The 25,300-nt window shown below is 64.2% G+C and carries 27 protein-coding genes; 20 read left to right on the top strand and 7 right to left on the bottom strand.

Translation table 11 applies throughout. The annotated features are described in order from the left end of the window. Positions 1-499 precede the first annotated feature (499 nt). The 3 genes from BMX36_RS19215 (at position 500) to BMX36_RS19205 (ending at position 2,855) form a co-directional block, all read left to right on the top strand. The gene (locus BMX36_RS19215) at positions 500-979 is read left to right on the top strand and encodes a YciE/YciF ferroxidase family protein (RefSeq protein ID WP_018251269.1); all 480 of its coding nucleotides are present in this window, start codon (positions 500-502) and stop codon (positions 977-979) included. 68 nt (positions 980-1,047) lie between these two features. Continuing rightward, positions 1,048-2,034 (top strand): aldo/keto reductase, encoded by a 987-nt coding sequence (locus BMX36_RS19210; protein WP_256210891.1) that lies wholly within the window; start codon positions 1,048-1,050, stop codon positions 2,032-2,034. Then, complete coding sequence (locus BMX36_RS19205; protein ID WP_093068123.1) at positions 2,031-2,855, top strand: SDR family NAD(P)-dependent oxidoreductase; 825 nt, start codon at positions 2,031-2,033, stop codon at positions 2,853-2,855. The genes BMX36_RS19210 and BMX36_RS19205 overlap by 4 nt, the downstream gene beginning before the upstream one ends. A 147-nt stretch (positions 2,856-3,002) precedes the next feature. On the opposite strand, the gene BMX36_RS19200 is transcribed toward BMX36_RS19205, so the two are convergent. The 4 genes from BMX36_RS19200 to BMX36_RS19185 all read right to left on the bottom strand — a co-directional run bounded on the left by BMX36_RS19200 (position 3,003) and on the right by BMX36_RS19185 (position 7,188). After that, complete coding sequence (locus BMX36_RS19200) at positions 3,003-3,680, bottom strand: sigma-70 family RNA polymerase sigma factor (protein WP_232307957.1); 678 nt, start codon at positions 3,678-3,680, stop codon at positions 3,003-3,005. 162 nt (positions 3,681-3,842) lie between these two features. Beyond that, positions 3,843-5,441 carry an ABC1 kinase family protein gene (locus BMX36_RS19195; RefSeq protein ID WP_066690562.1) on the bottom strand — a complete coding sequence of 533 codons (1,599 nt, stop codon included), beginning with the start codon at positions 5,439-5,441 and terminating at the stop codon, positions 3,843-3,845. Then, positions 5,441-6,118 carry a TetR/AcrR family transcriptional regulator gene (locus BMX36_RS19190; protein ID WP_232307958.1) on the bottom strand — a complete coding sequence of 226 codons (678 nt, stop codon included), beginning with the start codon at positions 6,116-6,118 and terminating at the stop codon, positions 5,441-5,443. Before BMX36_RS19190 ends, BMX36_RS19195 begins: the two co-directional genes overlap by 1 nt. A gap of 125 nt (positions 6,119-6,243) precedes the next feature. Then, a complete protein-coding gene (locus tag BMX36_RS19185) occupies positions 6,244-7,188 on the bottom strand; it encodes an MlaD family protein (protein ID WP_093068120.1) in 945 nt (314 codons plus the stop codon). Positions 7,189-7,245: 57 nt separating this feature from the next. Here BMX36_RS19185 and BMX36_RS22410 point away from each other — a divergent pair, with 57 nt between their 5' ends. The 5 genes from BMX36_RS22410 to BMX36_RS19160 all read left to right on the top strand — a co-directional run bounded on the left by BMX36_RS22410 (position 7,246) and on the right by BMX36_RS19160 (position 12,317). After that, positions 7,246-7,692: a PaaI family thioesterase gene (locus tag BMX36_RS22410; protein ID WP_051076137.1), complete on the top strand. Its 447-nt coding sequence runs from the start codon at positions 7,246-7,248 to the stop codon at positions 7,690-7,692. Beyond that, on the top strand, positions 7,689-8,093 hold the full coding sequence (locus tag BMX36_RS19175) for a PaaI family thioesterase (RefSeq protein WP_177179222.1): 405 nt from the start codon (positions 7,689-7,691) through the stop codon (positions 8,091-8,093). Before BMX36_RS22410 ends, BMX36_RS19175 begins: the two co-directional genes overlap by 4 nt. Positions 8,094-8,332: 239 nt before the next feature. Beyond that, entirely contained in the window at positions 8,333-9,364 is a 1,032-nt protein-coding gene (locus BMX36_RS19170) for an HlyD family secretion protein (RefSeq protein ID WP_232307959.1), read from the top strand. After that, positions 9,364-10,890, top strand: coding sequence for a DHA2 family efflux MFS transporter permease subunit (locus tag BMX36_RS19165; protein WP_093068118.1), 1,527 nt, complete (start codon positions 9,364-9,366; stop codon positions 10,888-10,890). The genes BMX36_RS19170 and BMX36_RS19165 overlap by 1 nt, the downstream gene beginning before the upstream one ends. Continuing rightward, positions 10,890-12,317, top strand: a complete 1,428-nt coding sequence (locus BMX36_RS19160; RefSeq protein ID WP_093068115.1) for an efflux transporter outer membrane subunit — start codon at positions 10,890-10,892, stop codon at positions 12,315-12,317. Before BMX36_RS19165 ends, BMX36_RS19160 begins: the two co-directional genes overlap by 1 nt. Positions 12,318-12,463: 146 nt before the next feature. Here the strand turns inward: BMX36_RS19160 and BMX36_RS19155 are convergent, their stop codons facing one another. Beyond that, positions 12,464-13,033 (bottom strand): DUF4142 domain-containing protein, encoded by a 570-nt coding sequence (locus BMX36_RS19155; protein ID WP_066516399.1) that lies wholly within the window; start codon positions 13,031-13,033, stop codon positions 12,464-12,466. A gap of 366 nt (positions 13,034-13,399) precedes the next feature. Here BMX36_RS19155 and BMX36_RS19150 point away from each other — a divergent pair, with 366 nt between their 5' ends. Then, positions 13,400-14,749, top strand: a complete 1,350-nt coding sequence (locus tag BMX36_RS19150) for a DUF4403 family protein (RefSeq protein WP_084401573.1) — start codon at positions 13,400-13,402, stop codon at positions 14,747-14,749. 107 nt (positions 14,750-14,856) lie between these two features. On the opposite strand, the gene BMX36_RS19145 is transcribed toward BMX36_RS19150, so the two are convergent. After that, positions 14,857-15,510, bottom strand: coding sequence for a recombinase family protein (locus tag BMX36_RS19145; RefSeq protein ID WP_066690575.1), 654 nt, complete (start codon positions 15,508-15,510; stop codon positions 14,857-14,859). Between the two features lie 257 nt (positions 15,511-15,767). Here BMX36_RS19145 and BMX36_RS19140 point away from each other — a divergent pair, with 257 nt between their 5' ends. The 8 genes from BMX36_RS19140 to BMX36_RS19105 all read left to right on the top strand — a co-directional run bounded on the left by BMX36_RS19140 (position 15,768) and on the right by BMX36_RS19105 (position 22,312). Then, complete coding sequence (locus BMX36_RS19140; RefSeq protein ID WP_206430571.1) at positions 15,768-15,992, top strand: AbrB/MazE/SpoVT family DNA-binding domain-containing protein; 225 nt, start codon at positions 15,768-15,770, stop codon at positions 15,990-15,992. Next, a complete protein-coding gene (locus tag BMX36_RS19135; protein WP_093068112.1) occupies positions 15,985-16,383 on the top strand; it encodes a type II toxin-antitoxin system VapC family toxin in 399 nt (132 codons plus the stop codon). The genes BMX36_RS19140 and BMX36_RS19135 overlap by 8 nt, the downstream gene beginning before the upstream one ends. 48 nt (positions 16,384-16,431) lie before the next feature. Next, the gene (locus BMX36_RS19130) at positions 16,432-17,826 is read left to right on the top strand and encodes a toll/interleukin-1 receptor domain-containing protein (protein ID WP_093068110.1); all 1,395 of its coding nucleotides are present in this window, start codon (positions 16,432-16,434) and stop codon (positions 17,824-17,826) included. Further along, positions 17,823-18,437, top strand: a complete 615-nt coding sequence (locus BMX36_RS19125; protein ID WP_177179221.1) for a hypothetical protein — start codon at positions 17,823-17,825, stop codon at positions 18,435-18,437. The genes BMX36_RS19130 and BMX36_RS19125 overlap by 4 nt, the downstream gene beginning before the upstream one ends. Before the next feature lie 81 nt (positions 18,438-18,518). Beyond that, complete coding sequence (locus tag BMX36_RS21435) at positions 18,519-19,016, top strand: hypothetical protein (RefSeq protein ID WP_143058620.1); 498 nt, start codon at positions 18,519-18,521, stop codon at positions 19,014-19,016. A gap of 519 nt (positions 19,017-19,535) precedes the next feature. Then, on the top strand, positions 19,536-20,888 hold the full coding sequence (gene repC, locus BMX36_RS19115; RefSeq protein ID WP_241212655.1) for a plasmid replication protein RepC: 1,353 nt from the start codon (positions 19,536-19,538) through the stop codon (positions 20,886-20,888). 176 nt (positions 20,889-21,064) lie between these two features. After that, the gene (locus BMX36_RS19110) at positions 21,065-21,952 is read left to right on the top strand and encodes a replication initiator protein A (RefSeq protein WP_093068102.1); all 888 of its coding nucleotides are present in this window, start codon (positions 21,065-21,067) and stop codon (positions 21,950-21,952) included. 84 nt (positions 21,953-22,036) lie between these two features. Continuing rightward, the gene (locus tag BMX36_RS19105) at positions 22,037-22,312 is read left to right on the top strand and encodes a hypothetical protein (protein WP_093068099.1); all 276 of its coding nucleotides are present in this window, start codon (positions 22,037-22,039) and stop codon (positions 22,310-22,312) included. On the opposite strand, the gene BMX36_RS22330 is transcribed toward BMX36_RS19105, so the two are convergent. Further along, on the bottom strand, positions 22,279-23,160 hold the full coding sequence (locus BMX36_RS22330) for a lytic transglycosylase domain-containing protein (RefSeq protein ID WP_277600068.1): 882 nt from the start codon (positions 23,158-23,160) through the stop codon (positions 22,279-22,281). The genes BMX36_RS19105 and BMX36_RS22330 overlap by 34 nt on opposite strands. A 262-nt stretch (positions 23,161-23,422) precedes the next feature. On the opposite strand from BMX36_RS22330, the gene BMX36_RS19095 reads away from it, so the two are divergent. The 3 genes from BMX36_RS19095 to BMX36_RS19085 are packed head-to-tail and all read left to right on the top strand — an operon-like array spanning position 23,423 to position 25,283. Then, entirely contained in the window at positions 23,423-24,100 is a 678-nt protein-coding gene (locus tag BMX36_RS19095) for a ParA family protein (protein ID WP_093068094.1), read from the top strand. Continuing rightward, positions 24,097-24,408, top strand: a complete 312-nt coding sequence (locus BMX36_RS19090) for a hypothetical protein (RefSeq protein WP_093068092.1) — start codon at positions 24,097-24,099, stop codon at positions 24,406-24,408. The genes BMX36_RS19095 and BMX36_RS19090 overlap by 4 nt, the downstream gene beginning before the upstream one ends. Positions 24,409-24,446: 38 nt before the next feature. Beyond that, positions 24,447-25,283, top strand: coding sequence for a DUF7146 domain-containing protein (locus tag BMX36_RS19085; protein WP_093068089.1), 837 nt, complete (start codon positions 24,447-24,449; stop codon positions 25,281-25,283). Positions 25,284-25,300 lie beyond the last annotated feature (17 nt).

Raw genomic sequence — 25,300 nt, 5'->3', positions numbered from 1 at the left:
GCCAAGAACGGCTATGACACCGGCGACCCGCCGATAGCACCGCAGAGTGCCATTTCTATCTAGCGGGCTGGTGCCATTTGTACTTAGCGCTTACACGCTTCCGGTCCGATAACATAGATTATGTTAAGCATCTGAGCGTTATTTTCCGCGGGCTCCGTCACTGCAGCGCCTCCGTCCAATCACTTCAGCCTGGAGCCACCGTCAGCATGCTCCTGTCGGGAAGGCTCTCAAGAAGGTCCGCTTCGGCTCGGTTCGGACCGCTTACGACGCTATTCACGCCTGCAACGCCGGTCCGAGCTTCCCGCATGCCTGCCCTGCCGCGCTGGTTCACGCAGCCCGCTCCTGCAAGCCGCAGGAGGTGCAGGCCGGGAGGTCGGCCATGAGCTCCAAACATTGATTGCGCTCTGATCGAGGAAGGACCGACGGAACAGAACGGAGCGACGAGATTAGAATCCCTCACCGTGCCTGAACGAGGCACGGCAGGACGAGGACGAACCTGATGAACGAGAACAACCTGAAGAAGCTGGTCGCGCAAGGATTGTCCGCGATGCGGGCCGGCAGCGACGTCGCCGCCAAGGCGACCGACGAGATCAACAACGACGCGCGCCACCCGGCGCTGCGATCCGCGCTCGAAGAGGGCAACCGGACTTCCCGCCAATGGGCGGACCGCATCCGTCGCGCCGCCGAGCAGGCGGGCCCGGCCGATCAGCAGGACAACCCTGTGCTCGAAGCGCATTACGAGGTGAGCCGCAGGATCCGCGAAGCGGCACCGGACGATGCCTCACGCGACCTCGGCATCATCGCCAGCGGGCAGCTCGCGCTTCATTACTGGATCGCTTCGTTCGGGACGATGGCCAATTACTGCCGGCAGACCGGCATGGACGATGCGGCGCGCGACATGAAGGCGTGCGCGGACGAGGCCAAGCAGGCCGACGAAAAGCACAGCCAGCTCGCCGAGCAGTTGCTGTCAGAAGGCTGAACCGGTGCCGGCCCGCCTTGCTACCGACGACTGGCCAACCGGCATGATCTTACAACAGGAGATAATTGGTGCTTGAGCAACGAAAGCTGGGCGACGGGCTGCGCGTATCTGCGCTGGGCCTCGGTTGCATGGGCATGTCCGAATTCTATGGGCAGGCCGACGAAGCCGAGGCGGTCGCGACCATTCACCGCGCGATCGATCTGGGCGTGACGTTTCTGGACACCGCCGACATGTACGGGGTAGGCCGTAACGAGGAGTTGGTCGGGCGTGCGATCCGCGATCGCCGCGACGCGGTGGTTCTCGCCACCAAGTTCGGCAACGTTCGCGGCGAGGACGGCACCTTCAAGGGCGTGTGCGGGCGCCCGGATTACGTCCGCTCCGCCTGCGAGGCGAGCCTGCGACGGCTCGGCGTCGAGACGATCGACCTCTACTATCAGCACCGCGTCGACCCCGACACGCCGATCGAGGACACGGTGGGCGCGATGGCCGGGCTGGTCCGCGAGGGCAAGGTGCGCCACCTCGGCCTCTCCGAAGCGGCGCCCGCCACGGTCAGGCGCGCGCACGCCGTGCATCCGATCGCGGCGCTGCAGACCGAATATTCGCTGTGGAGCCGCGATCCCGAGGGCGAGATCCTCGACACGATGCGCGAGCTCGGCATCGGCTTCGTGCCGTACAGCCCGCTCGGCCGCGGTTTCCTGACCGGCGCGATCCGGCGGGTGGAGGATCTCGCGCCTGACGACTATCGCCGGCACAGCCCCCGCTTCCAGGGCGAGAACTTCCAGCGCAATCTCGATCTCGTCGCGGCGGTCGAGGCGATGTCGCGGGAGAAGGGCTGCACCCCTTCCCAGCTGGCGCTCGCCTGGGTGCTGGCGCAGGGCGAAGACATCGTGCCGATCCCGGGCACCAAGCGCCGCGGCTACCTGGAGGAGAATGTCGGCGCGCTCGACGTGACGCTCACCCGAGGCGAACTGGAGCGGCTCGACCGCGCGGCGCCGAAGGGGGCAACGGCGGGCGAGCGCTACGCCGCGCCGCAGATGCAGGCGCTGAACCGATGAGCGGGAGCGACGGACACGGCCTTGCCGGCCGCGTCGCGATCGTGACGGGCGGCGGTCGCGGGCTGGGCCGCGCGATGACGCTCGGGCTGGCGCAGGCCGGCGTGCGGGTCGTCGCCACCGCCGCGCGCGAACTCGCCGAGGTCGAAGCGGTCGCACGGGAGGCAGAGCGGGCATGCGGCGACGATCGGGTGCGGCCGCTGCTCGCCGACGTGACGCGGGCGGAGGATTGTGCCGCAGTCGTGCGCGCGGCGCTCGTGCGCTTCGGCCGGCTCGACATCCTGGTCAACAATGCCGGGCGCGGCATGAAGTATGTGAGCGACACCTTCCTGACAGAACCGACCCGGTTTTGGGAGGTCGCCCCCGACACTTGGCGCATGGTGACCGACACCAACGTCAACGGCCCGTTCCTGATGGCGCGCGCCGCCGTCCCCGCCATGCTGGAGGCGGGATGGGGCCGAATCGTCAACATCTCGATGAACCGCGAGACGATGCGACGGCGCGGCTTCTCGCCCTACGGCCCGTCCAAGGCGGCGCTGGAATCGGAGACCGCGATCTGGGCGCAGGACCTTGCGGACAGCGGCATCACGGTGAACGCGCTCCTGCCGGGGGGCGCGACGCTGACCGGCATGATTCCCGAAGGACTGCCGGATAGTGCACGCGACGGACTGCTGTCGCCCGAGATCGTGGTGCCGCCCTTGCTCTGGCTCTGCTCTGACGCTGCCGCGGCGGTGACGGGTAAGCGCCTGGATGCCCGGCGGTGGATGGGAGAGCAGCCCGGAAGTCAGCGCACAACTGACACGCTGGAGGATGTAGGCTGTTAGGGCAGACCACAGGACATATCCGCTCGGCCAGCCGTGGTCTCTTCGTCCTTTTGTGCGATATCCCTAGCGACAGGTCTTCTGCTAACCGAGACGGTAAAGGACCTGAAATTGGCCGCACGAAGCCGGGATCAAGAGATCCCGGCCCACTCAGCCTACCAAACAGCGGTCGGCCGCACGCTTCGTCCGCCAGCTTTGCAGCAGCTCGATCTGTCTCTCGTGCACCTCGTCGATAACTGGTGGCTCGGCCTGACAGGTTGCACCGGCCGCCACGACCTGAGATTCCGTTTTGTATCCCTTATCGCTGTTCATGTGATCTAGGAGTGCGCGCAGCATCTGCCGCCCTCTTACCACGCGGCTCTTGATTGTGCCGACGGGAACCTGCTCGATTGTGGCTGTCTCCTCATAGCTCAATCCCTCGATCCCGATGAAATTGATGCACCGCTGCTGCTCAGGCGTCAGGCGCGGCCATAGACGGCGAACATCGCTCAGCGTCACAACGGATTCCTGGTTCGACGCCACCGGAATGTCGGCGAGTTCGGCGGTCTCGCTAACTTGTACCGTGCCTCGACGGCGTACCTGCGAAAGAAATGAGTTGCGAAGGATCCGGAAGGTCCACGCCTTCATATTTGTACCGGCTTCGAAGGATGCGCGGCTGCTCCAGGCTTTCAGCACGGTTTCCTGAACAAGGTCCTGTGCAGTATCGGGATTCCTGGCCAGCGATCGCGCATAGCGCGCCAGACTAGGCATAAGCGCGCTGAGCTCGGCACCGAAGTCCGACCAGCCCTCAGATGGCAGATGCGGCTCGTCAACCGTTTGTTCGGACACGCGGAACCCCTCGCTCAATCGAACCGGTCAGCTGCTTTGGTACCAACCGGTTTACTTTCGGAAAACGCCAAGCCGATTGGTTCGTTCCGCTCGTCGGAGATGAAATATCAGTAGCGAAACAATCGCGCGCGACTGGGTACATGAAAGGCTGACAACAAGAGGTCAGCGCCGCTGCCTGTTCGCGTACCAAGCGCAGCCGGCAAGGAGTATCGCAGAAGCCATCAGGATTGCTCCAACAACATCATGGTCGTGCTGGAGGATCGCGCCGGCGACCAGCAGGCCGGCGGACAGGACGTTGGGATCTGCGCCCCGGGGCAATGCCGGTGGTGAGGAGACGGCACCTTTCTGCAACTCGATCGGCAGCGCACCCGACCGCGCAACCCGCTCGGCGAAGGCCACCAGCTCGGGCGAGGCGGCGGCCAGACGGCCAAGGCTCGTCGCCAGCCGGCGTCCGCCACGCTTGAGGCCGGCCGGGCCGATCCGCTCCCGCAGCAGTTCGCGCGCGATCGGTGCGGCGCGCGCGGTGATGTCAAAGCCGGGATCGAGCCGTCGCACGAACCCTTCGGCGATCAGCAAGGTGCGCAGCAGCAGGGCGAGGTCCGGCGGCAGCGCCAGACGATAGGTTCGAAGCAGCGCGAACACGCGGCCGAAGATGTCGGCGAGCTCGATCTGCTGGAGTACCGCCCCGCGGAACTGGCCGATCAGCGCGTCGAGGTCGCGGGTCAGCGCCTGGCGATCGACATCGGTCTCGCCCGACCATTGCAGCAGTACGTCCGTCACCGATCGTGTGTCCTCACCCGCGATGGCAAGGACGAGCGTGACAACCTCGTTCCGCCGGGCGGGACTGAGCACGCCGACCGCCCCGAAGTCGATGAACGCCAGCGACCCGTCGGCCAGAACAAAGACGTTGCCGGGATGGGGGTCCGCGTGGAACCGACCGTTGAAGATGATCATCCGCAGCACCGCATCGGCATATCTGCCGGCGACGTCAGCACCGCCCTCACCCGCCACGTCAAGAACCTCGCGGACGGGCATGCCGTCAAGCCGCTCCTGCACGTTGATCCGGCGGCCGACCTGATCCCAGTAGAAGGCCGGCGTCCGGACGCCGAGCGGCTGCAGGAACGCGCCGATGCTCTCGCAGGCTGCCGCTTCTGCGCTGAGGTCCATTTCCTGCGACAAGCTCTCCGCGAAAAACCGCAGCAGTTCGTCGGGCTTGAGGCGGCGGATCTCCGGTGAGTGCCGGGCCGCGAGCCGCGCGATGCGGCGGAGCAGCCGTAGGTCGGCATCGACGCGTTCCGCGATCCCCGGCCGGCGTACCTTGACCACGACCTCGGTTCCGTCGCGCAAGGTTGCAGCATGAACCTGCGCAATCGACGCCGCCGCGATCGGCTCGCGGTTGAAGTTCGCGAACACATCAGCGATCGGGGAGCCGAGCGCGGCCAGGATCGTCGGCTCCAGCGCCTCGAACGGCAGCGGGGTCACGCGATCCTGCAGCGTCGACAGCGCCCGCACCCATTCCGGCCCGAGCAGGTCCTCGCGGGTGGCTAGCACTTGCCCCAGCTTGACTGCGACAGGTCCAAGGTCCCGCAGCAGCGCGACGACCCGCTCGGGCGTACCGACGTCCGCTGGCTGCTCCGAGCGACCGGGCAGCAGGCCCAGGCGCGAGGCGAGCCCGTTCAGCCCATGGCGCCCCATGATCTGCATGAGCTCGGCCAGCCGCGTGCGCTCACCGATCTGAGGCTCCTCGTCGGTGGTGGACATCAGTCGCTGCAACCATCCGCCTCGCGCGGACGGCAGCCATTGAGGAACAGGTCGATACCGCGCGAGATACGATCGCGTGCGGCATCGTCGTACGCGGGAGGAGAAAGCCCGAGCGCTGCACGGCGCATGGGTGCGACCACTACGAGGGTGACGAACTGCTCGGCAGCAAACACCGGGTCTGCCAGCGATAGCTCACCCTTTGCATCGGCATGGGCGAGGATCGACGCTACCCATTGGACGGCCCGCTGGTAGCCAAAGTCGTGGATGTTCGCCGCAAGCGCTGGAAAGCGCACGGCTTGCGCGATGACGACGCGTTCCATGGAGGTGATCCGCGGCGTCAGCAGCCACTCGAGCAGGCGATCGGCGATTACGCGAAGCCGCTTTCGGATGTCGGGTTCGTCGCTGCCGGAAGGTTCGAGCGCGCGCAGCTGCGTATCGATCTCGTCGAGGATCACCGCCTCGAACACGCGCGCCTTGCTGCCGAAGCGCGCGTACAGGGTCCGCTTCGAGATGCGGGCCTGCTCGGCGATCATGTCGGCACTGGCGCCCTCGAAGCCGTGTTCGAAGAACAGCTCGCGAGCGCTTTTTAGGATGTGCGAGGTAAGGCGGAGCGCGTCCTCGGTGGTCGGTCTGCCCATTTTCCTGGGGCGCCGGCTCTTCTTTTCGTCATCGCTCAATCTCGTTCTCCTGGATCGAGAGTAGCGCGATCCGGACCAGTTGACGAGAAATCACGCCGAGAAGGTCGGTTGCTCGCCTGCCAGCTCGATCTCAGCCAAAGGCTGTTCTTTTGTATCGCCGTCGCTCAATCCTGTGACGTTGGCTTGTAGATGGGAAGGGACGGAGCCCCCACGCCCAGTCCCTCCTGATCGATGCGAACGGCCGCATCCCTGACAGCACCGACCTTGTTCCTCGCTGAACGAACCGTTTCACGCAGTTGGGCCTGTTTGGCGGCCGTGCCGCGTATCCTGGGTCGAATAGCCTCTAGCCGAGCCGTGAATCGATCGGCACCGTCTCGGGCTTTCAACAATGTTCGGTTCGCTCTCGCGAGGACGGTCGCGCGGCGTTCGTCCGCTGCCGCTCTCAGCTGTTGGGCGCTGTCGCCGGATCGCTGCAAGGCGTCTCCCACGGCAATCACGCGGCCGCGCGCACCGGTGAGAGCATCGGACGCTGCTCCGGCTTTGTCAGCCCAACCAGCGGAACTCTCCGCGAGCGCCGCCAGCCGATCGCTGGCCCGCTGCTGCTGAGCGGCGTCGAGGTTGCGCGAGACAGAGTCCACGGTGCGGCTGATCTTCTCGACCAGCGCGACGGGGTCCCCTCCGCCGCCGAGGAGCCCGCCTTCCTTGGTGGGGATGACGGGAAGCTCCCCGTCGTTCGCCGCAACGATCGGGGGGGCGCCAGAGGTTGCACCGTCGAGGCTGATGTTCGCGGTTCCCGCGAGGGCCGATCTCGCAATCGACGCTTTAACGCCTGCGACGATGGGGATCCGCGGTTCAAGGCTGACGGTAACCAGAACCGCTGACGGGTCCTGCTTGTCGAGCCGTATCGACGTGACATGACCGGCCGGCACGCCCGAGAAGGTCACCGACGATCCATTTTGGAGACCGGCAACGCTTCCGGTGAAGCGGATCATGTAGGGATTGCCGTCTCCATCGCGTGCATCGAACAGCCACAGGGTGAAGATCAGGAGCGTACCCAGCAGAACGCCTGTAACCGAGAGCACCAGAAATTTATTCGACCGCGTTTCCATGCGAGACCATAACCATTAGGAAGCCGGACCGAGTTTGTAAACCGTACCGTTTCCAAGGTGGCAAGGCCTGATCAGGACGAGGATGGAATCGTGGCTGGAGACTGGAGCCTGCAACCAGGCGACATACCGTGGGGCAACAGGCTTGGCCTGGAGTTGGTTTCGATCGGCGATGGCCTCAGCTCGCTACGTGTCGGTTGGCGTGAGGAGCTGGCTGACGAGGACGAGACTTTAGCAACCGGCGTGTTGACGAGCCTTATCGATCAGGCCTGCGGCGTTGCCGTAATGTCCCGACTGGGAAGGCGATTGGCAATCTCGACCCTCAACCTGAAGGTGGACCATGTGCGGTCCCCCGAGGCGAGATGCTCCGCGACAGCGTGGGCGCATTGTTACGACGCTACCGAGCGCCGTGCGTTCGTACGGACCGAAGTCTGGGATACCGATCCTTCTCACCTGATCGCGACTGCCCAAGGCGTCTTTTCGATCAATCGGGCTGTCGGGCCATGACCGGTTTCGCGCAGCTGCTAGGCTCCATGATTTCAGAGAGCGGTGACGCCTTTGTTTTGACGCCAGTGGAATACATGATCGGCAACCCTCTCCTTCCCGCCTTGCATGGCGGAGCTGTGGCATCCTTTCTCGAAGTGGCAGCGAAGCGTGCCCTTGCACGCAAACTTCCCCCCGGGCACTTCCCGAAGCTCATCAGCGTGAACCTCCAGTTCCTTGCCTCTGCTCGGCTGGATGCACTTGTCACGACGCCGAAGGTCAGGCGTGTCGGACGTCGGATCGCAGTCGTTCACGCCGAAGCATTCCGCCGCGAAGATCCAGCGGCTGTTTGTTTCGCGCAGCTTGAGTTTGCTGTGCACGAGCCCATCAGAGTGGGCGGCAATGCCGATCGCCACATACTATGATACGGTCCGGTTTACATACGATAGGGTTGCTGAGTGGCTGACGAGCATGCTGAAGATCGAGGCGGCGATGCGCCGCATGACGACCGGAATGCGCATTCCCAGCCAGAAGCTAGGTCGAAGGACGGTGTCGAGGAGAACGACGGCGTAAGAAGCCCTCGCTTCTCGCGCGCTATCCGATCATCCGCTACGTCCTCATCGCCGCGCTCGTTGCGGGCATCGTCGCGGCGGTCGTCTGGTACATGAACTACCGCGCGAGCGGCCAATACCTGCAGTCGACCAACAACGCCTATGTGCGCGCGGACTTCGTGACGGTCTCTCCGAAGGTTGGCGGCTATGTCGAGCGTGTGCTCGTCGCTGACAACCAGCCTGTCCGCCGCGGCCAGCTGCTCGCCGTGCTCGATCCCCGCGACTACCGCGCCAACGTCGAACAGGCGCAAGCCCAGATCGCCGCGGCCGGCGCCAACATCACGACCGCGCGCCGGACGCTTGACGAGCAGCAGGCCACTGTCGCTCAGGCCGCCGCCCAGGTTGCGAGCGCCGAGGCTGCCGCGGCAGCGGCAGAAAACGAGGTAAGACGTTACGAACCGCTCACTCGGACAGGGGCGGAATCGCGTGAGCGCCTCGCAAACCTGGTCCTTCAGCGTGATCGAGCCGCCGCAGAGCTGCGCGCGCAGCGCGCCGCCTACCTCGCCGCCCGTCGCAGTGTCGCCACACAAGCGGCTCGCATCGGCCAGGCGGAGGCGGAGCGCGACACCGCGCAGGCGCAGCTTGCGCGCGCCTCGACCGACCTCGGCGCCGTCGAGATCCGCAGCAGCATCGACGGCGTTGTTGCCGACAAGGCGGTCCGGGCCGGGCAATATGTCCAGCCGGCGACCCGGCTGATGTCGGTGGTGCCGGTCGATCAACTCTACATCGAGGCCAATTTCAAGGAGACCCAGGTCGCGCTGATGCGCGTCGGGCAACCCGTGACCGTCAAGGTGGATGCACTGGACGGCGCCGAACTGCGCGGCCGGGTTGCGAGCTTCTCGCCAGGCACGGGCGCGCAGTTCTCGCTCATCCCGCCCGAGAACGCGACCGGGAACTTTACCAAGATCGTTCAGCGAGTGCCCGTGCGCATCAGCATTGAAGCGGGACCGGAGGCGCGCCGGGTGCTGCGTCCCGGCCTGTCGGTCGAGGTTACGGTCGACACGATCAGCGCAAAGGGAAGTCGTGACCGGATCGAGCAGGAAACCGAGCGGCTGAAGCGCGGCGAGACGCAGGGCGCGCGCTGATGGCGGCCGAACGCGCCGGCCTGCGCGACTGGCTCGCCGTCGCCGCGGGCACGATCGGGTCGTTCATGGCGCTGCTCGACATCTCGATCGTCAATGCGGCCTTGCCCACCATCCAGGGCGAGATCGGCGCGAGCGGAACGGAGGGCACCTGGGTCGCGACCTCCTATCTAGTGGCGGAGATCGTCATGATCCCGCTCAGCCCCTTTCTCGTGCGCCTGTTCGGCCTGCGCAACTTCCTTCTGGGTGCGGCGGTCAGCTTCACCGGTTTCTCGATCGTGTGCGGGATTTCGACGACGTTGCCGATGATGATCGCCGGGCGTGTAGGGCAAGGCTTCACCGGCGGTGCGCTGATCCCGACCGCGATGACCATCATCGCGACACGGCTGCCGCCATCGCAGCAGCCGATCGGCACCGCCGCGTTCGGCGGCACCGCGATCCTCGGTCCGGTGCTCGGGCCGATCATCGGCGGCTGGCTCACCGATAATTACAGCTGGCACTACGCCTTCTTCCTGAACGTGCCGGTCTGTGCCGGGCTCGTCCTGCTCCTGCTGTTCGGGCTCAAGCATGAGCGTCTGCGGCTCGACCAGCTGCGCCATGCCGACTGGTTCGGGATCGCAGGGCTCGCAATCGGCTTGGGTGCGCTCACCGTCATGCTCGAGGAGGGGCAGCGCGAGATGTGGTTCGAATCCGCCATGATCGTGAAACTCGCGATCGCCACGGTCTTCGGCTTCGCGCTCATCACGATCGGACAGGTCCGCTCCGCGCATCCGGTGCTCAAGCTGTCGCTGATCTTCAGCCGCTCCTTCGGCAGCGTTTTCGTCCTCAGCCTCATCATCGGCGTCGTGCTCTACGGGGTGACCTTCCTCATCCCCCAGTTTCTCTCGTCGATGGCGGATTACAGCGCGCTGCAATCGGGCAAGGTGGTCTTCGTCTCCGGCATCCCCGCCCTGATGCTGATGCCGTTTCTGCCGCTCGCGTTCAAATATCTCGACGTTCGCCTGGCGGTCTTTGCCGGCATGACGCTGATCGGCGTCAGTTGCGCCATGGACTGGCACCTGACCGCGCAGTCGGCCGGGGGCGACCTGACGGATTCACAGCTCGTCCGTGGCTTCGGGCAGATCTTCGCCATGATGTTCCTCAACCAGGCCGCGATCAGCGCTGTGGCACCCGAGGATGCCGGCGATGCGTCCGCGCTGTTCAACGCGGGGCGCAACCTCGGCGGATCGATCGGCCTCGCCCTGATGGCGACCCTCCAGGACCGGCAGACTTTCCTCCATTTCAACCGGCTGGGTGAGACGGTGTCGGCCAATGCGGCCACCACGCAGGAATGGTTCGCTAAAGCCATGGTCATGCCGTCCGGCGAAGCCGGCGCGTATCGGCAGCTCGCCGGTCAACTTCTCGAACAGGCTACCGTCATGGCCTATAACGACCTGTTTTTTGCGCTGGGCGTCGCGATCGCGATCACGACGCCGCTGGCGCTGTTCCTCCGCCCGATCTCCTCCGACACGCAGATGGCGATGCACTGATGAAGCGACTTGGCTGGGCCATTCTCCCCGCACTCCTGACCGGATGCGTCGTCGGCCCCAACTATGGAGGCCCGCCGGGCGTTGCGAGCGGCGAGCGCGCCGGATCGACATTTCGCCGCGCGGATCAGGCCGTCACGTCACCGCAGACCCCTGTCGCACGCTGGTGGGAAGGCATGGGCGACGCGCAGCTCACGATGCTGATCGACCGGGCGCTTGCCTCCAATCCGGACGTGGCGATCGCCGAGGCGCGCATCCGCAAGGCGCGCGCCAGCTTGCGCGAACAGCGCGCGAACCAGCTTCCCACCGTCTCGGCGTCAGGCACTGCGATCGTCGCCGATCTTCCCGCAGGCTCGCTGGCGCTGCCGACGCAAGGCGAGCAATCCGATCGTATCAGGGCCGAGTTCTATAACGCCGGCCTCGACGCATCGTGGGAGATCGATCTGTTCGGCGCGCGACGCCGCGCCGCCGAAGGTGCCGAGGCCCAGGCTCAGGCGGCCGAAGCCAATAGAGCTGATGCGCAGGTTCGTCTGTCGGCGGAGGTTGCCCAGAACTATGTGACGCTGCGCGAACTTCAGCAGCGCCTGATCCTGGCCCGCCGCTCCGCGCAGCTTCAACAGCGATCACTCGCCCTGCTTCAACAGCGTGAACAACGCGGTGCATCGTCGCGCGACGAGGTGGTTCGGCTGAAGACCGAGCTGACCCGCACGGAGGCCGGGCTGTTGCCGCTCGAGGGACAGATCGCGACCACGCTCGACCAGCTTGCCCTGCTCACCGGCGACGAGCCCGGAGCACACGATGTTTTGCTGTCCACCCCTGCTCCGATCCCGATGATCCCAAGGACGGTCGCGATAGGCGATCCGGCCGCCATGCTGCGACGCCGGCCTGACATTCGCGCGGCCGAGCGGCAGCTGGCGGCATCGAACGCGCAGATCGGAGTCAACGTCGCCCGGCAGTTCCCATCGGTCAGCATCATGGGCATCATCGGCCTGGGTGGTCCCAATATTGCCGATGTGGTCGATCCTGGCAGCGTCGCGGGCCTTCTCCTGCCGCGGATCAGCTGGAGTTTCCTCGACTTCGGTCGTAATCGTGCCCGGGTGGAGCAGGCGCGCGCCGACCGCGACGAGGCGGAAGCGCAATATCGCAAGGCTGTTCTCGGCGCGCTGTCGGATGCGGAAACCAGCCTGACCCGCTTCGGCAATCAGCGCCGTAACCTCGTTTCGAGTATTGCGAGCCGGGACGGTGCCAGGCAGTCGGCGATCTACGCCGAGCAGCGATACGAGCAGGGGGCGATACCGCTGACCACGTCCATTGATGCCGAACGCGCGGCGCTGGCTGCTGATCAGTCGGTACTGGAAGCGACGGGTGAACTTGATCGTGCGTTCATCGCCTTGCAGAAGGCGATGGGACTTGGATGGAGCCAGCAGTGACGGTCTACCGGATCGTGATGCAGCATCTCATGCGCGGCGAAGCAGGGAAGCAATTCCGCCGGCTGCACTCCCGGCAATAATCGCCGCAAACAAGTGCCGGACCAGGTCGAAGGGGGGCTTCATCGACCTGGCCCGGCGGGTATCACCTATCCTGCAAGCCCGGAGGGGGTAAGCGACTTGCCGGTGGTGAGCTCGTTCTCCAGCACCGGGACCGCGGTACCGGCGACCTGCTGCAGCGCCGGATCGGTCCCGTCCTGCGCGTAACCCTTGTGCACAGCCCAGGCAGCCTGCTGGACCTGCGCGGACTGCGTCAGATACAAATTGTCGAAGGCGCTCTTGGGCGCCTTCTGGAGTAGCTTGAGCAGGGCAGCACGGTCGGCGGACAGGCTTGAGGAAGGGGCCTTGATCGTGCGCTGATCGTTCTTCAGCGCCGCCAGAAGCGCCTTGTGGCTGCTCTGAGTCTCGGCCAGCACCCGCTTCGCATAAGCCTTGACGTCATCCCGCTGCGCGCGCGTCGCGGCGAGCTGCGCGGCCTTGATCTGATAGAGGTTGGCGTCGGCCGCCGCGAGCACGTAATTGGGCCCGCTCTGGCTCGCGATCGGCGAGACGCCGACGTCGGCGCTGGTCATTGTTCCCGAAGTGGCGGGCGAAACGGCCTGCGCCAATACTGGAACCGGCGCCAAGGTGAGCAGCGCAGCGACAATCGCAATCTTCATCGAAATCCTCCGTTGGTGTTGTTAGGCATTGACCGAAATCAACGGGCCGAACGATAAAGAAACGGGACGGTTCCCTTTTGCGAAACTGATTTGGCAAACCTATGGGATGGTGGCCGCTCGGACGGCTGGAGGTGCGCGGCGATGAAGAACACGACCGCTCGGGCAACCGTCTCAACGCCGAGTCGGTCGATAGCTGAAGCGGCAGGCCAGATTGCCGGGGCTTTTTTTCGCGAGAACGAACTCTCGAGTGTCTCGATCGTGTCCGCCCTGCTCTGCGTTGCATGCCTTAGTGGCTGCGACCGGACTCCTCGCGAGGCGCCTCCGCGAGCGACGGACACCATCAGCGTGCCCCCGCAGACTTCTACCATGAATGTCCCGATTGTTGCAGACATGGACAAGCTGGCGGCCAGCCTCGAACAGGCGGTTCCGCGTCGCCTCTGGTCGATCGACAAGCCGGGGCAGACCTGCCTCCCGCCGAAAAAGGTCAAGATCCTCTTCGCGAAGATCAAGACGCCCGCCATCCAGTGCCGCATCACCGGCACCGTCGTCCGAGGGCCGCTGGTGCTGGAGGGCTCGGGCAAAACGATCATTGTCACCATGCCGCTTCACGCCGCGATCAGCGCCCGCGACGTGGGCGGCGTGCTCAGCCGGGAAACGGCGGAGGCGGACGCCCGCGTCCGGGCCGTGGTCAGGCTCGACATCGCCCGCGACTGGTCGCCGCGCGCAACGGTGTCGATCGCCTACGACTGGACCGACGAGCCGCACGTCGACTTCCTCGGCCAGCGAATCGAGTTCACCAGCAAGGCCGACGCCAAGCTCGCCGGCGTCGTCGAGCGCCTGGAGCGCTCGCTGCCGCAGGAGCTCGGCAGATTGCAGCTGCGCGAGCAGATCGCGCAGGTCTGGGGGTCGGCGTTCACCTCCGTCCAACTGAACCGGGCGAACCCGCCGGTGTGGATGCGGATCACGCCCCGGCAGTTGAGCTACGGAGGCTACACCATTTCGCGCAACCGGGTGAACCTGGCGCTAGGGATGACGGCGGGGACGGAGACTTTTGTCGGCGATCGGCCGCCTGATCCGCAGCGCCAGCCGCTCCCCGCCATGTCGCGCACGCAGCCCGGACCCGGCCGCATCCTGTTCGCCATCCCCGTCATCGCCGACTATCGTCAGCTGGAGCCGGTTCTCGCCAAGGCATTGGTGAAGCGTTCCCGCCGCCCCTTCGAGGTGCCTGGTGTCGGGGCCGTGCGCGCGCAGTTTCACCAGGTGACCGTCTACGGCACCACGGGTGACAAGATCGCGGTCGGGCTTCGCTTCAGTGCGGCAGCCGAAGGTGGGGAGCCTGCGCAAGGCACGATCTGGCTTACCGCCACGCCGCGCAACGCCGTCAACGATCGCCGTGTAGCGTTCGACGATCTCACTGTCGCCGGTGTGGCCGACTCGGTCGGGACAAGCCTGCTCCTGAAGCTCGCCAACACTCCCGGCATATCAGGCACTGTGTCAGCCGCGCTGACCCAGAATTTCGAAAAGGATTTCGACAAGCTAATCGGCAAGATCACCCGTGCGATCGACGAAAAGCGGATTGGCGACATAATCGTGCGTGCCCGTGTGACGGACGTGCGGACGGGCCAGTTGAAGGCGGCGGGGCAAGGCGTCTACCTACCGGTATGGGGGCGCGGCACGGCCACGATTAGCCTTGCGCCAGTACGGGCCAGAAATTGAGATCTCGCTGCAGCCTTCACGGCTGCTTGACCGTCCCAGCGGCAACGCTGCCGCCTCTTTCCATCCTAGCAGAATTATTCAGAGGTCGAATTGAGTCCGGCTCTATCTCACGGTATCGTCGGACACGCATCGCTCTGCTTGGTCGCCCGGTGGAGGGCTGTAACGCGCTTGACTTGTGCGATGCTGCAGCCCGCTAGCGCCGCCGTTTTCGCTATGCTCATCCCTGCCTCACGAAGTGAGACAATGCGGCGATGATGGGCCAAGTCTGGTTTTCGACCGGTATAGCGTCCCTCCCGCTTGGCGATCGCTATGCCCTCCCGCTGCCGCTCGCGGCGCAGTTCGTAATCATCGCGAGCGGTCTGAAGCGCAACCCTCAACAACATGTCTTGAACGGCCTCTAGGACGATGCGCGTCACCCCGCCATTGTCCTCAGCAAGATCGGTAAGGTCCACAATTCCTGGTACGGCTAGCCTCGCTCCCTTGTCGCGGATAGCGGTGACGAGCCTCTCCGCCTCAGCCAACGGCAGGCGGCTGATCCGATCGATCTTTTCGGCGATAACGACTTCGCCCATTTGCAGGTCGGCTATCATGCGAAGCAACTCGGGCCGGTCAGGACGCGCGCCGGAAGCCTTCTCGCGATAAACAGCTGCGACATAATACCCCGCGGTACGCGAGGACACGACCATCGCCTCTTGGCGTTCAAGATCCTGCTCATCGGTGCTGACGCGCAGGTACACGCGAGCAGCGCGGGTCGTACTCATGTTGGCTCCGTTGGGTACACCCTTGTGAGCCAGTCATGCAGCAATCGGCTCAGAACGGCAACTACCGGTCCTACGTAGCCTAGCTAAGCGGACCGGGTCTAAGTAGCTGCCCCATTATCGATGAACGCTATTTCGGTGATCGGCCGTGCATTAATCCCTGCCTTCACGCTGGCGTCCGACTTTGCTCTCCGGTACAAGGTCTTGGACGGGTTGTATCAGCGGGTTTGGTGCAGATGGAAGCACAGAGGGTCAAGATCGTGGACGGTGGTAAGCTCGTGATCCCGGCGGCAATGCGCCGTGAGCTCGGGATCACCACGGGTGACACCGTCCTCGTCGATGTGGACGATGGCGAGCTGCGGGTACGTTCCGTACCTAAGGCACTTGAGCGTGCTCGCGCGATCCTGCGCAAGTATGTGCCCGAAGGCGTCGGCTTGGCTGACGAGCTGATCGCGGAGCGTCGGCGTGAGGCGGAGCGTGAGTAGCAAAGTCGTACTCGACGCCTCCGCCCTGCTCTGCCTTCTAAACGATGAACCCGGGGCGGATCGGATAATCGACGTCCTGACCCGCAGCATCATCGGAACAGCCAACCTCGCGGAGGTCGTTTCCAAGCTACGGGACCGAGGATTGCCGCTCGACGAGGTACGTGAGGCACTTGGCGGGCTGCATCTCGATGTCCGGCCGCTCACTCCTGCCCAGGCGCTCATAGTAGGCGACCTTCGGCCAGCGACGAAGGCGCTCGGTCTGTCCCTCGGCGATCGGGCATGCCTTGCCTTGGCGATCGACCTGCAAGCTGAGATGCTTACAACGGACGAGCCACTTGCGAGCGCCGATGTAGGCATCACCATCACCAACGTGCGCCCCTTGGCAGAGTAGTCGCACATTCGTGCTTTTAGGTTCGGCACTCTGCTGGCGGGGACTCCCATGACTACCGCTCCGACACCGGTGCGCGACACAATTCTGATCACGCACGCCAATCCTGAGGACAATCGCTTCGCCCGGTGGCTTGCCGGGCGCCTAACCACGGCCGGATACAAGGTCTGGGTCGACGTTCGCGCGCTTCGGGGCGGCGACGATTTCTGGGACAAGATCGAGCACGTGCTGCGGCACGAGGCGATCAAGCAGATCGTCGTCGTGTCCGAGCACATCGGCAAGCAAGGCGTAAAGAAGGAACTCGCCCTCGGCGACGTCATGCGTCGCAAGCTAAACGACCCGGAGTTTATGGTCCCAATCCGGATCGCCGCCGTGGACTTCGGCGATTTCCCCACAGAGATCCTCCGCCAGAACGCACACAATGCGTTCCCTAACTGGGCAGCCTGCCTTCAGCCCTTGTTCGAGACGCTCGACACCTCACGTGTACCGAAGGTCGAGCATCCGGACGCCGAGCAGCTTGCGATGATCGTCGCTGCCCAAGAGGACGGTCGAAAGCTGGTCACGCTAAATTCCGAGACGCTTTACAGCAACTGGTTCGAACTCCGGGCGAGGCCTGACGTCTGGATCCTGGAGGCGAAGGGAACGACTGCGCAGCTGGAAGCGTGGAGCCAGTTCACCAAGGTTCCCCACGTCCTTCACGAGGGAGGCGCTATCGCCTTCTGCGGACCCGATGCGATCGAGCGTCTCGATAATGGCGCGCCGCCGTTGAAGGCACGCGCTAGCCTGCCCTTCAACGGCGTGATCGACGGTACATATAGCCGCCACTTCGGTGAGCGTTCCAACGCGCGGCGGATCGCCGTCAACCTGATGCGTCAGCATTGGGACCTGGCCATGCATCGTCTCGGGCTACTTCCTGTCGATTTCGCCTCGGGCGCCCGAGGCCGCTTCTTCCCCGACGGACTCATCGACGGAAGGGTGAAGCTGACGCTGAGCGACGGCCATCGGGTCGACCGTGTCCTGAGCGGCAAGTTCAAGGACCGGCGCTGGCATCTGTGCCTTGTCGCTCAACCCAAGCTCTGGCCGGATGCTCTCTTCCGGGTCCATGCCAATGTTGCGGTGACGACCAATGGCCGAACCCCGCTCCCGGGTGAACAGCTGCAGCGCATCCGGTTGCGCCTCACGCGGTCTTGGTTCAACGACAAATGGCGCGACATGCTGCTTGCCGCAATGGGCTGGCTTGCCGAAGGTGATGCGACCTTAGATATTGCCGCGTCCGGTGAGCGCCTCGCGGTCGCTAGCCTACCAATGAGCTTCGACTTTCCGGTCAGCTTCGCCGCGGAAGAAGACCGCCGAGCCGAGGAAGACGAGGGAGGCCAGATAACTCTGTCAGAGGACTTCGAAACGGCCTTCGACCGGGATGGGATACCGGAGGAGGCCGACGCATGAGCATCCTCACGCACCGCATCGCCGAGCCTTTGCTCGAGTTCGGTCACGGGCAGCAGATGGAAGCGCCAAAAGATGGGCTCTTCCTCTTCGGGCCGCTCGAAGGTCCAGATGGCCGCTCCCAGGTCCGCTTGGGCGTCATCGGGACGGAGAGCGGCGTCGGCCTATCCCGCCGCTGGTTAGAGCGGATCAGCCTGCATATTCCCGGTAAGGTCGATGCAAAGGGCAAGCCCGTCCTATGGGCACCCGCATGGCCAGGCTTCGAGGCCTGCTTCGGCATCGCGCTGCCGACCCGCGGCATGGTCGAGCTAGCGGTCAAGAGCGGCGACATCGATCATTGCATCAAAAAGAACAATCGCGCCGACGCGGTTCGTTCCACGGTGCTGCTGTTCGCCGACGCGATCCGCGCGCACATCCGCGCCGAGGAGCGCCGTCCCGACGTCTGGCTCGTTGTCGTTCCGGACGTCGTCTATCGCTATGGACGCCCCCAGGTCGCACCACCGCCCAAGGACGAGCGCACCCCCTCCGACATCACGAGCTTCAAGGACGCCAAACGCTTCTTCCAGATGGGCGGCGACCTGTTCCCCGACACGGTGCGGGATGCCGAGACCTAGCCGTCACGCCTCAATCGACATGGTCGCGGAATACGTCCGCGACACAGAACGATATCGCGATCACGCGGGCAAGGGGTCCATGTGAGAAGCGGCCGCCGCTGGTATTCCCCTGCCGACAATCTTGAAGACGGCTGGAACCTACCCGTTTTGGTGTTCGTGTCATATGCGATCACACCATACAATTGGTTTGCCCTTTTCGGGAGCGACCTACTTCCCTGGATGAGTTTGCCGACTCGATGCGCGATAGGCGTGGTGTTGACTGCAATCGTTGGACTTTGCTCGATGGTAACGGGCGCGGCCTTAAAGAGGTATGCGAGGCGCGAAGATCGTCTACTTCCGATTGCCGCTGACTTCATCGCAGCTCTAGCCCTCCTTGGAACACAGGCCGTCCTCGCAGCAGTGCTAATTAGCACGCCACGCGAAGTCCCTCTTCTTGAAGCTACCCGGACTTTCATGGTCCTCGCACAGGCCTCAATCGCGGGCTGGTTTCTGAAGGTCTTCTGGGATCGCGCGACTGAGATTATTTCAGCTCAGAGCGACTACCAGACGATTAAAGCTTGGGATGACCCGGTCGTCTGACTCCTCGGTAATGGCTGAGTGCGAACTATGCGCTACTGGGATCGGGAGGCCTCAGAGATAGATATACTGAAAGCACGAGCCATGCTCGAAGGCTGCGAATCCGACCCGTGGGAGCCTCCAAAAGTGTGTAACTGGGTTACACACTTTCCCATCCCAGCCCTCTGCCGGGCACTCGCGCCACATAGATGTACTGATAGCACGAGGATTTCCGAGATAGATTAACTGAAAGCACGAGCCGTCGAACAGGACGGGTGCCACTCGTGCCGTTTACGTTCCCCTCGCCGTCCGCGTCTGGTGATTCCAGGAAGGTGCGGCCCTGCGGTCGTCCGATCGCGTGTCACCGAAAAGGGGAAGCCGTGCAGAAAAGAAAAACCCGGCACTAGGCCGGGCTTTTCGGAACCTCGGAGAGGTCGTGTCGCAACGTCGCCTTAGCCGAGATCCGATGACGCAGCAATAAGAAAGCGCAATTCGCGCCACGGGTGGTTGCGTCCGCACGGGTATCCCAGGGGGATTATCCGAATGATGTCCTATGCTCTCGCTCCCGGCGCGGGCCACCGCCGCCTCGACGAACGCTCGAGCGCTACCGACCAGCTCGCGCAGCGGTTCAGAGGGCTGCCAGAAGACGTGACCCACCGGCAGGTCCTCACCGTCTTCAAGCGCGCGGCGCCGTATCTTGGGATCCCCCCTCGCCTCGTCCATGCCGTCGATACCCTTATGAGCTGGTCACGCGCGATTGATTGGATCGACGGGCAGCGGCCGATCGTCTTCCCGTCGAACGAGAAGCTGACGCAAAAGCTCGGTATTGGCGTGCGCCAGGTCCAGAAGATGCTCGCCAATGCAGCGCGGTTTGGCCTGATCACCCATCGCGACAGCGCAAACGGCAATCGGGTCGGCGCCCGGGGCAAAGACGGTCGGCTCATCTACGCCTACGGCATCGATCTCAGCCCACTGGCGGTTCGCTATGAGGAGTTCGCAGCGGCCGCCAGGGAAGGCGTGGAGGCGGACCTGCGGATCAAAGTGCTACGACAGCGCCTCTCCGCTGCACGACGCCGAATCCGGACGCTCGCCCAGCTGCTCGAAGACGAACAGATCGATAGCATTGATGCCCGGACGGCCGTGGAGATTGCTCTTCTCGCCACCAGCCAGATGCGCCGTGTGCGTGACGAGGAGTTGCTGGCAGCATGCGTCGAGCAAATGGAGGATCGCGCTGAAGGCCTCGGCAAGGCCGTAGCTGCTGTGTTTCATGGGGCTTCGGATGCTCCATTTTCACAAAATGATTCACCCTCGGACGAACTGTGCGACGCCCCTATTACAACTACAAACCAACCCGATACTGCTAAAGCAGTCTACAGTAGTGGCTATCCGAAGAAGGGTAGCAGAAACGGGTACGACGTCCGTGACCCGGAACCTCAGACCGCCGTCGAGGCCGACCTGGCGAAGCACGGGGTCGATCCCGAGTTCATCGCTACAGTCGTTCCGGAGTTCATCATGACCGGTTCGCCGCGGCCGACATGGGGAGAGCTGATCGGCACGGCCGAGCGCCTGGTCGACCAAACGGCCATTCACCGGAGTGTGTGGCACGAAGCGTGTCGCCTCATGGGGCAGAAGGGGGCCGCCGCGTCGGTTCTCGCGACCGCGCACAAGCATATGCGAGGCGACGTTGATCGCCCAGGAGCGTACCTGCGGGGCATGAACAAGCACGCCGCGTCCGGGCTGCTCAACCTAGGGCGAACTTACCACGGGCTGAAGGACAGTGCGCGGTCGGAGGGCATGCGCTCCCTCTCCACCGGATCCGATCCTCGCTCGATTGGCCAGCTCGCCGCTGCAGCGCTGGGTCTCGGACGAGGCGGGCGGGCTCACCGCCTGCTATGAGGACATAGAAATACTGATAGCACGAGCCGCGACCCCCCTGCCCTGCCCCTTAGGAGGGAGCGCTATAGCGCGCTGCGACCAATTGACGGCAATCCTCGTGCTATCAGTATTTTTATCTCCGACCGGGGTGCTTAACGATGTCCGGCAGGGTATCGTGACCGTTGAAGGGAGCGAAGATGGCCAAGCCGAAAGCCATGCCGCAGCAAATCTCGCTGTTCGATATGGATAGTCCGCTGCACGGCAAGGTTCGCGGTGAGCGCTCCATCATGCACTATCCGTTCTTCGCGCTATCGAAGAACCCGCACATGGAACGTATTGAGTGGCGGCGCGACAACGTCTCCATTGAGATACGCCCGAGCGACACCGGGGTTGCTACGATGTGGGATAAGGAAATCCTGCTTTACGTTGCTTCCCTGATTGCTCAAGCTATAGCTGATGGCCAAGCGGCTCCTGAGGAGGTCACCTTTGCCGCCCACGATTATTTTCGGGTAACCGGGGTCGAGAGGCCGTCTACTAGGGACTATCGTCGTTTTGCTGAGGCGCTCGAGCGACTGCAGGGCACCCAGATCAAGACCAACATCGAAACTGGATCGAAGATCGATCGCGGTTGGTTCTCGTGGCTCGCTGAGGCCCAGGTCGAGTACGAGAAGATGGCCAATGGCGAAGAATCGCTGCGGTACGTCCGGATTCGTCCCTGCAACTGGCTCTTCCGCGCGATCCAGCGTGACCAGCGGATGTATCACTACCATCACGACTATTTCCGGTTGGGTCCGATCGAGCGGCGCATGTACGAGATCGCGCACTGCTCCGGCGAACCGATCGAGATGACCGTTGAGGAATTGCACACCCAGGTGGGGTCGATGGGTCCGGTGTCACGATTGAAGAGCCTCGCGAAGGAGATCGAGGCGGAGAACCGGCTACCGGACTACGACGTCAAGGTCGTCAACATGGTGACCGGCGAGCGCATCGACACGCTCGGCCGAACTCGCAAGACCAAGGGCATGGTGATCCAGATGCGTCCCAAACAGCGCGCCATCGCTCAGCCTAAGTCACTGGTCGCCTGAACCCCCTGCCCTCTCGGCCTCACGAAACGAATGCGTCGCCCCTCCGTTAAGGGCCTGAAAGGGTCTTGACGCTAAGGAGGGTTTATGCCGCAAGCCACCATAGACGCCTGGGTCTCTCTCTACGCCGCGGTCGGCCTCCTCGTCGCAATGTGCGCGGTGTTCGCGGTCATCAAGACGGCCCACGACTATCGCACGGGCACGCAGACACTGGCGACGACGACAGTGATGGACAAGGTTCTGGCAGCGCCGCGGGTCTGGGTGCGCTGGCAGCTCAACTACCTTCTCGGCGCGCCGGCTATCCTAGTGATCGCGACCCTCTACGCCCATCACCTCGGGTTCGCGACGCTCGTCGACGTGTAGGCGAACAGCTGAGCGCCGCGGAACGAGGGACGCGGTATGACAGTCGAGGCCGTCTGGATCGTCGCCGTCCGGAACGCGCTCGCGCTCCACCCACGGGTAATCGCAGACACGTAGCCGATCGTCTCGCGGAACGGCGGGATTTGCCCTTTCAGGCGCACCCTCCCCGGTCCCGCGTTGTAAGCCGCGAGCGCCAGGTCGACGCGCTTGAACTCGTCCAGGTGCTCGCGCAGGTAGCGAGCCCCTCCCCTCAGGTTCTGCAGCGGGTCGCGCGAATTGTAGACCCCGAGATAGGCCGCGGTGCCAGGCATCAGCTGGGTCAAGCCCACCGCCCCCTTGGGAGACACGATCAGCGGGTTGTACTGACTCTCCTGGGCGACCAGCGCATCGAACAGCCCGACCGGCACCCCGGCCTCACAGGCAACCGCCGAGATCAGCGGATAGTAGCGCTCGCGTCGCTGCTCCAGATACGCGGGCAGATCACCGCGCGGCCGGTACGGAGAGAGCGAACAGCCGGCCGCAGGACTGTAAAGGTGCGGCACGGCGACGGACGCGGCGACCAGCCCGTTCAAGCTGACCTTGCCGGTCTGCATCCACAACGGCACCGGGATCGAGGAACGCTGGATCTGCTCCGGCAAAACGGCCGGCATCATGGTCGGTGCCGGGGCAAGACCGGCGAAGTCCTGCAACAGGCTATCGGTCGAGACCCCCGCTTCCATCGCGGTAGGTTCAGGCGCTGGCTTGGGCGTGGGCTTGCCGACCTCGATCACGACCCCGTCGTCCGCGGTGCGGAACGGCACCAGCTCGACTTGCTGCGCGGTCGCCGCGGAGGCCGCGGCGACGATCGCCACGCTCCCGACAAGGCTTTGCACCCAACTGATCCCACCCCTCTTCATAGGCGCGAAAAGAGCACATCATCGAACGGCTGGGGAGTGGAATAATTTTACACACTCGCAGTACAAAGCGCATTGCAGGGCGCATTGCAGGGCGCATTGCAGTGGCAGTCGCTTGCAGAATGCGATTGCCCGCAGCTAGCGCTTTCGCCATACAATGCGATTGCACATGCAACGCGCATTGCATTGTGCTGCGGTTTAGCATTACAGGGGAACCATCATGCCGGTGATCTTGGTAGGATCCATCAAAGGCGGCGTCGGGAAGTCGACCAGCGCCCTCGCACTCGCCTCCGAGATCCGCTCGGCAGGCCAGACTGTTCACATCATCGATACCGACAAGCAGAACTCGCTCTTCCGCTGGTATCAGGACTGGGAAGCCAAGGACCGGATCACGGTCGAAGACGGGCACAAGATGGGTCAGCGCGACCTGGAGAAGGCTGTCCACGAGGCATCACGCGAGCACCCGTTTGTTATCGTCGACGTCAAAGGCGCCATGAACGAGATGGTCATGTACGCCACGCTTCAGGCGGACGTCCTGATCATCCCCCAGCGGGCTTCGGCAACCGACCTGGAGCGTTCGATCGAGTTTCTGGAACAGATCGACTTCATCGAGAGCGCACGCAAGAAGCCCCTCCCCCACCGTGTCCTGTTCACCCAAAGAACCGCCGCGATCACCTCGCGAGCTGAACGCGAAATCATGGACCAGACCCGCGATGCTGTCGGAGTCTTCTCGTCCGAACTGCTGCTTGGCGACGCATACCGTGCGATGTTCCTCTACCGCATGACGCTGGAAGAGCTTGCGACCCACAATCTCGCGCGAACAGAGCGGGCGCGAATGAGCGTCCAGGGCCTGCTCCGCGAAATCGTAGCGATCATCAAGGGAGAAGCCGACGGATGAGCGAAGCACCAGCACCGAAGAAGTTCGGCAAGCCGACACCGCAGCCGCCTACCGGCGCTCTCGACCTGTCGGACATCAAGGCGGTCCCCTCCTCTCCTCCCGGTGCGCCCCTGGCGCTCCCGGACGACTATCAGGGTGCGTCTCCGCCGCGGCGTCGCCGCGCGCGGGAAACCAAGAGCCGGCCGCTCACGATGCGGATCACGCCGTCGACATTCGAGCGATTCAACGACTTCTGCGATCGCGAGGCGCTATCCTACTCGGACGCGCTGGTGCGGCTGCTGGACGCTGCAGATACGGCCAGAGACTAGAGAAAAGGGGGCGGGTGCATCGTGAGAAAGGATGCACCATGGCTATAATCGCCCTCAAACCCACCCAGCAGGTTGTCGATATCGTCGGAGCTCTTGGCGGGACCTGGCGGGGCTACAACGCAATGTGCCGCTGTCCGGCCCATCAGGACGGCACGCCGAGCCTCTCCATCAGGCAGGGCCACGACGGCATTCTCGTTCACTGCTTCGCCGGCTGCGATCCCGAGGACGTGCTCCGCGAGATCGCGCGACTTCGACCCGGCCGGCACTACGACCCCCCTGCTCCGACCCGCCGGGTCGGCACCGCCAATGTCGAGCGTCTCTGGAACGAGGGTTTGCCCGTCCAGGCTTCGCCGGCAGAGGCCTATCTCCTCCACCGCGGCATCAGCCAGCCATTCGAGGACCTGCGCTTTCATCCCCGCTGCCCTTGGGGACCAAAACCGACGACACGCTTCCTTCCCGCGCTGCTGGTCGCGGCACGCGAGGGACGAACCCTCAAGGCTATCCAGCGCGTCTTCCTCGACCTGAAGGATGGCGGGTACATCGACAAGGTCATGCTCGGGACACCCGCGGCCGCGAGCTGGCAAGGGCGCCGTGTGACTGACACCCTTGCGCTGGCCGAGGGATTCGAGACCGCCGCCATGTTCACCCAGATCAATGACATTCCGTGCTGGGCGACCCTGGGCGCTGCGCGGCTCGACCGGGTCCACATACCCGACAGCGTCACGACGCTCATCTTTGCCGAGGACAACGATCCCGAGGGGCGGCGCGCGCGGCGCAAGGCGTGGGCTGCCTATCGGCCACGCGGGCTCGATCTCCGGCGCATGCCTCCGCCACGCCGGTACGGTGACTGGGCCGAGGTCAAGCCAGGAGCATAGAGGGGAGGGGGGCTGGA

The organism is Sphingomonas sp. OV641 (assembly GCF_900109205.1).
Lineage (GTDB): Bacteria > Pseudomonadota > Alphaproteobacteria > Sphingomonadales > Sphingomonadaceae > Sphingomonas.
Note: the sequence above shows the minus strand (reverse complement) of the source record. Positions and strands in the feature narration are given on the sequence as shown.

What these genes read in the sequence shown, in the direction of transcription:
- BMX36_RS19175 (WP_177179222.1), top strand. Translation starts at nt 7,689, where the DNA reads ATGACCGGTTTCGCGCAGCTGCTAGGCTCCATGATTTCAGAGAGCGGT.
- BMX36_RS19095 (WP_093068094.1), top strand. Translation starts at nt 23,423, where the DNA reads ATGCCGGTGATCTTGGTAGGATCCATCAAAGGCGGCGTCGGGAAGTCG.
- BMX36_RS19185 (WP_093068120.1), bottom strand. Translation starts at nt 7,188, where the DNA reads ATGGAAACGCGGTCGAATAAATTTCTGGTGCTCTCGGTTACAGGCGTT.
- BMX36_RS19105 (WP_093068099.1), top strand. Translation starts at nt 22,037, where the DNA reads ATGCCGCAAGCCACCATAGACGCCTGGGTCTCTCTCTACGCCGCGGTC.
- BMX36_RS19085 (WP_093068089.1), top strand. Translation starts at nt 24,447, where the DNA reads ATGGCTATAATCGCCCTCAAACCCACCCAGCAGGTTGTCGATATCGTC.
- BMX36_RS19150 (WP_084401573.1), top strand. Translation starts at nt 13,400, where the DNA reads ATGAATGTCCCGATTGTTGCAGACATGGACAAGCTGGCGGCCAGCCTC.
- BMX36_RS19195 (WP_066690562.1), bottom strand. Translation starts at nt 5,441, where the DNA reads ATGTCCACCACCGACGAGGAGCCTCAGATCGGTGAGCGCACGCGGCTG.
- BMX36_RS19110 (WP_093068102.1), top strand. Translation starts at nt 21,065, where the DNA reads ATGGCCAAGCCGAAAGCCATGCCGCAGCAAATCTCGCTGTTCGATATG.
- BMX36_RS19170 (WP_232307959.1), top strand. Translation starts at nt 8,333, where the DNA reads ATGAACTACCGCGCGAGCGGCCAATACCTGCAGTCGACCAACAACGCC.
- BMX36_RS19165 (WP_093068118.1), top strand. Translation starts at nt 9,364, where the DNA reads ATGGCGGCCGAACGCGCCGGCCTGCGCGACTGGCTCGCCGTCGCCGCG.
- BMX36_RS19155 (WP_066516399.1), bottom strand. Translation starts at nt 13,033, where the DNA reads ATGAAGATTGCGATTGTCGCTGCGCTGCTCACCTTGGCGCCGGTTCCA.
- BMX36_RS19205 (WP_093068123.1), top strand. Translation starts at nt 2,031, where the DNA reads ATGAGCGGGAGCGACGGACACGGCCTTGCCGGCCGCGTCGCGATCGTG.
- BMX36_RS19125 (WP_177179221.1), top strand. Translation starts at nt 17,823, where the DNA reads ATGAGCATCCTCACGCACCGCATCGCCGAGCCTTTGCTCGAGTTCGGT.
- repC (WP_241212655.1), top strand. Translation starts at nt 19,536, where the DNA reads ATGATGTCCTATGCTCTCGCTCCCGGCGCGGGCCACCGCCGCCTCGAC.
- BMX36_RS19215 (WP_018251269.1), top strand. Translation starts at nt 500, where the DNA reads ATGAACGAGAACAACCTGAAGAAGCTGGTCGCGCAAGGATTGTCCGCG.
- BMX36_RS19145 (WP_066690575.1), bottom strand. Translation starts at nt 15,510, where the DNA reads ATGAGTACGACCCGCGCTGCTCGCGTGTACCTGCGCGTCAGCACCGAT.
- BMX36_RS19130 (WP_093068110.1), top strand. Translation starts at nt 16,432, where the DNA reads ATGACTACCGCTCCGACACCGGTGCGCGACACAATTCTGATCACGCAC.
- BMX36_RS19160 (WP_093068115.1), top strand. Translation starts at nt 10,890, where the DNA reads ATGAAGCGACTTGGCTGGGCCATTCTCCCCGCACTCCTGACCGGATGC.
- BMX36_RS19090 (WP_093068092.1), top strand. Translation starts at nt 24,097, where the DNA reads ATGAGCGAAGCACCAGCACCGAAGAAGTTCGGCAAGCCGACACCGCAG.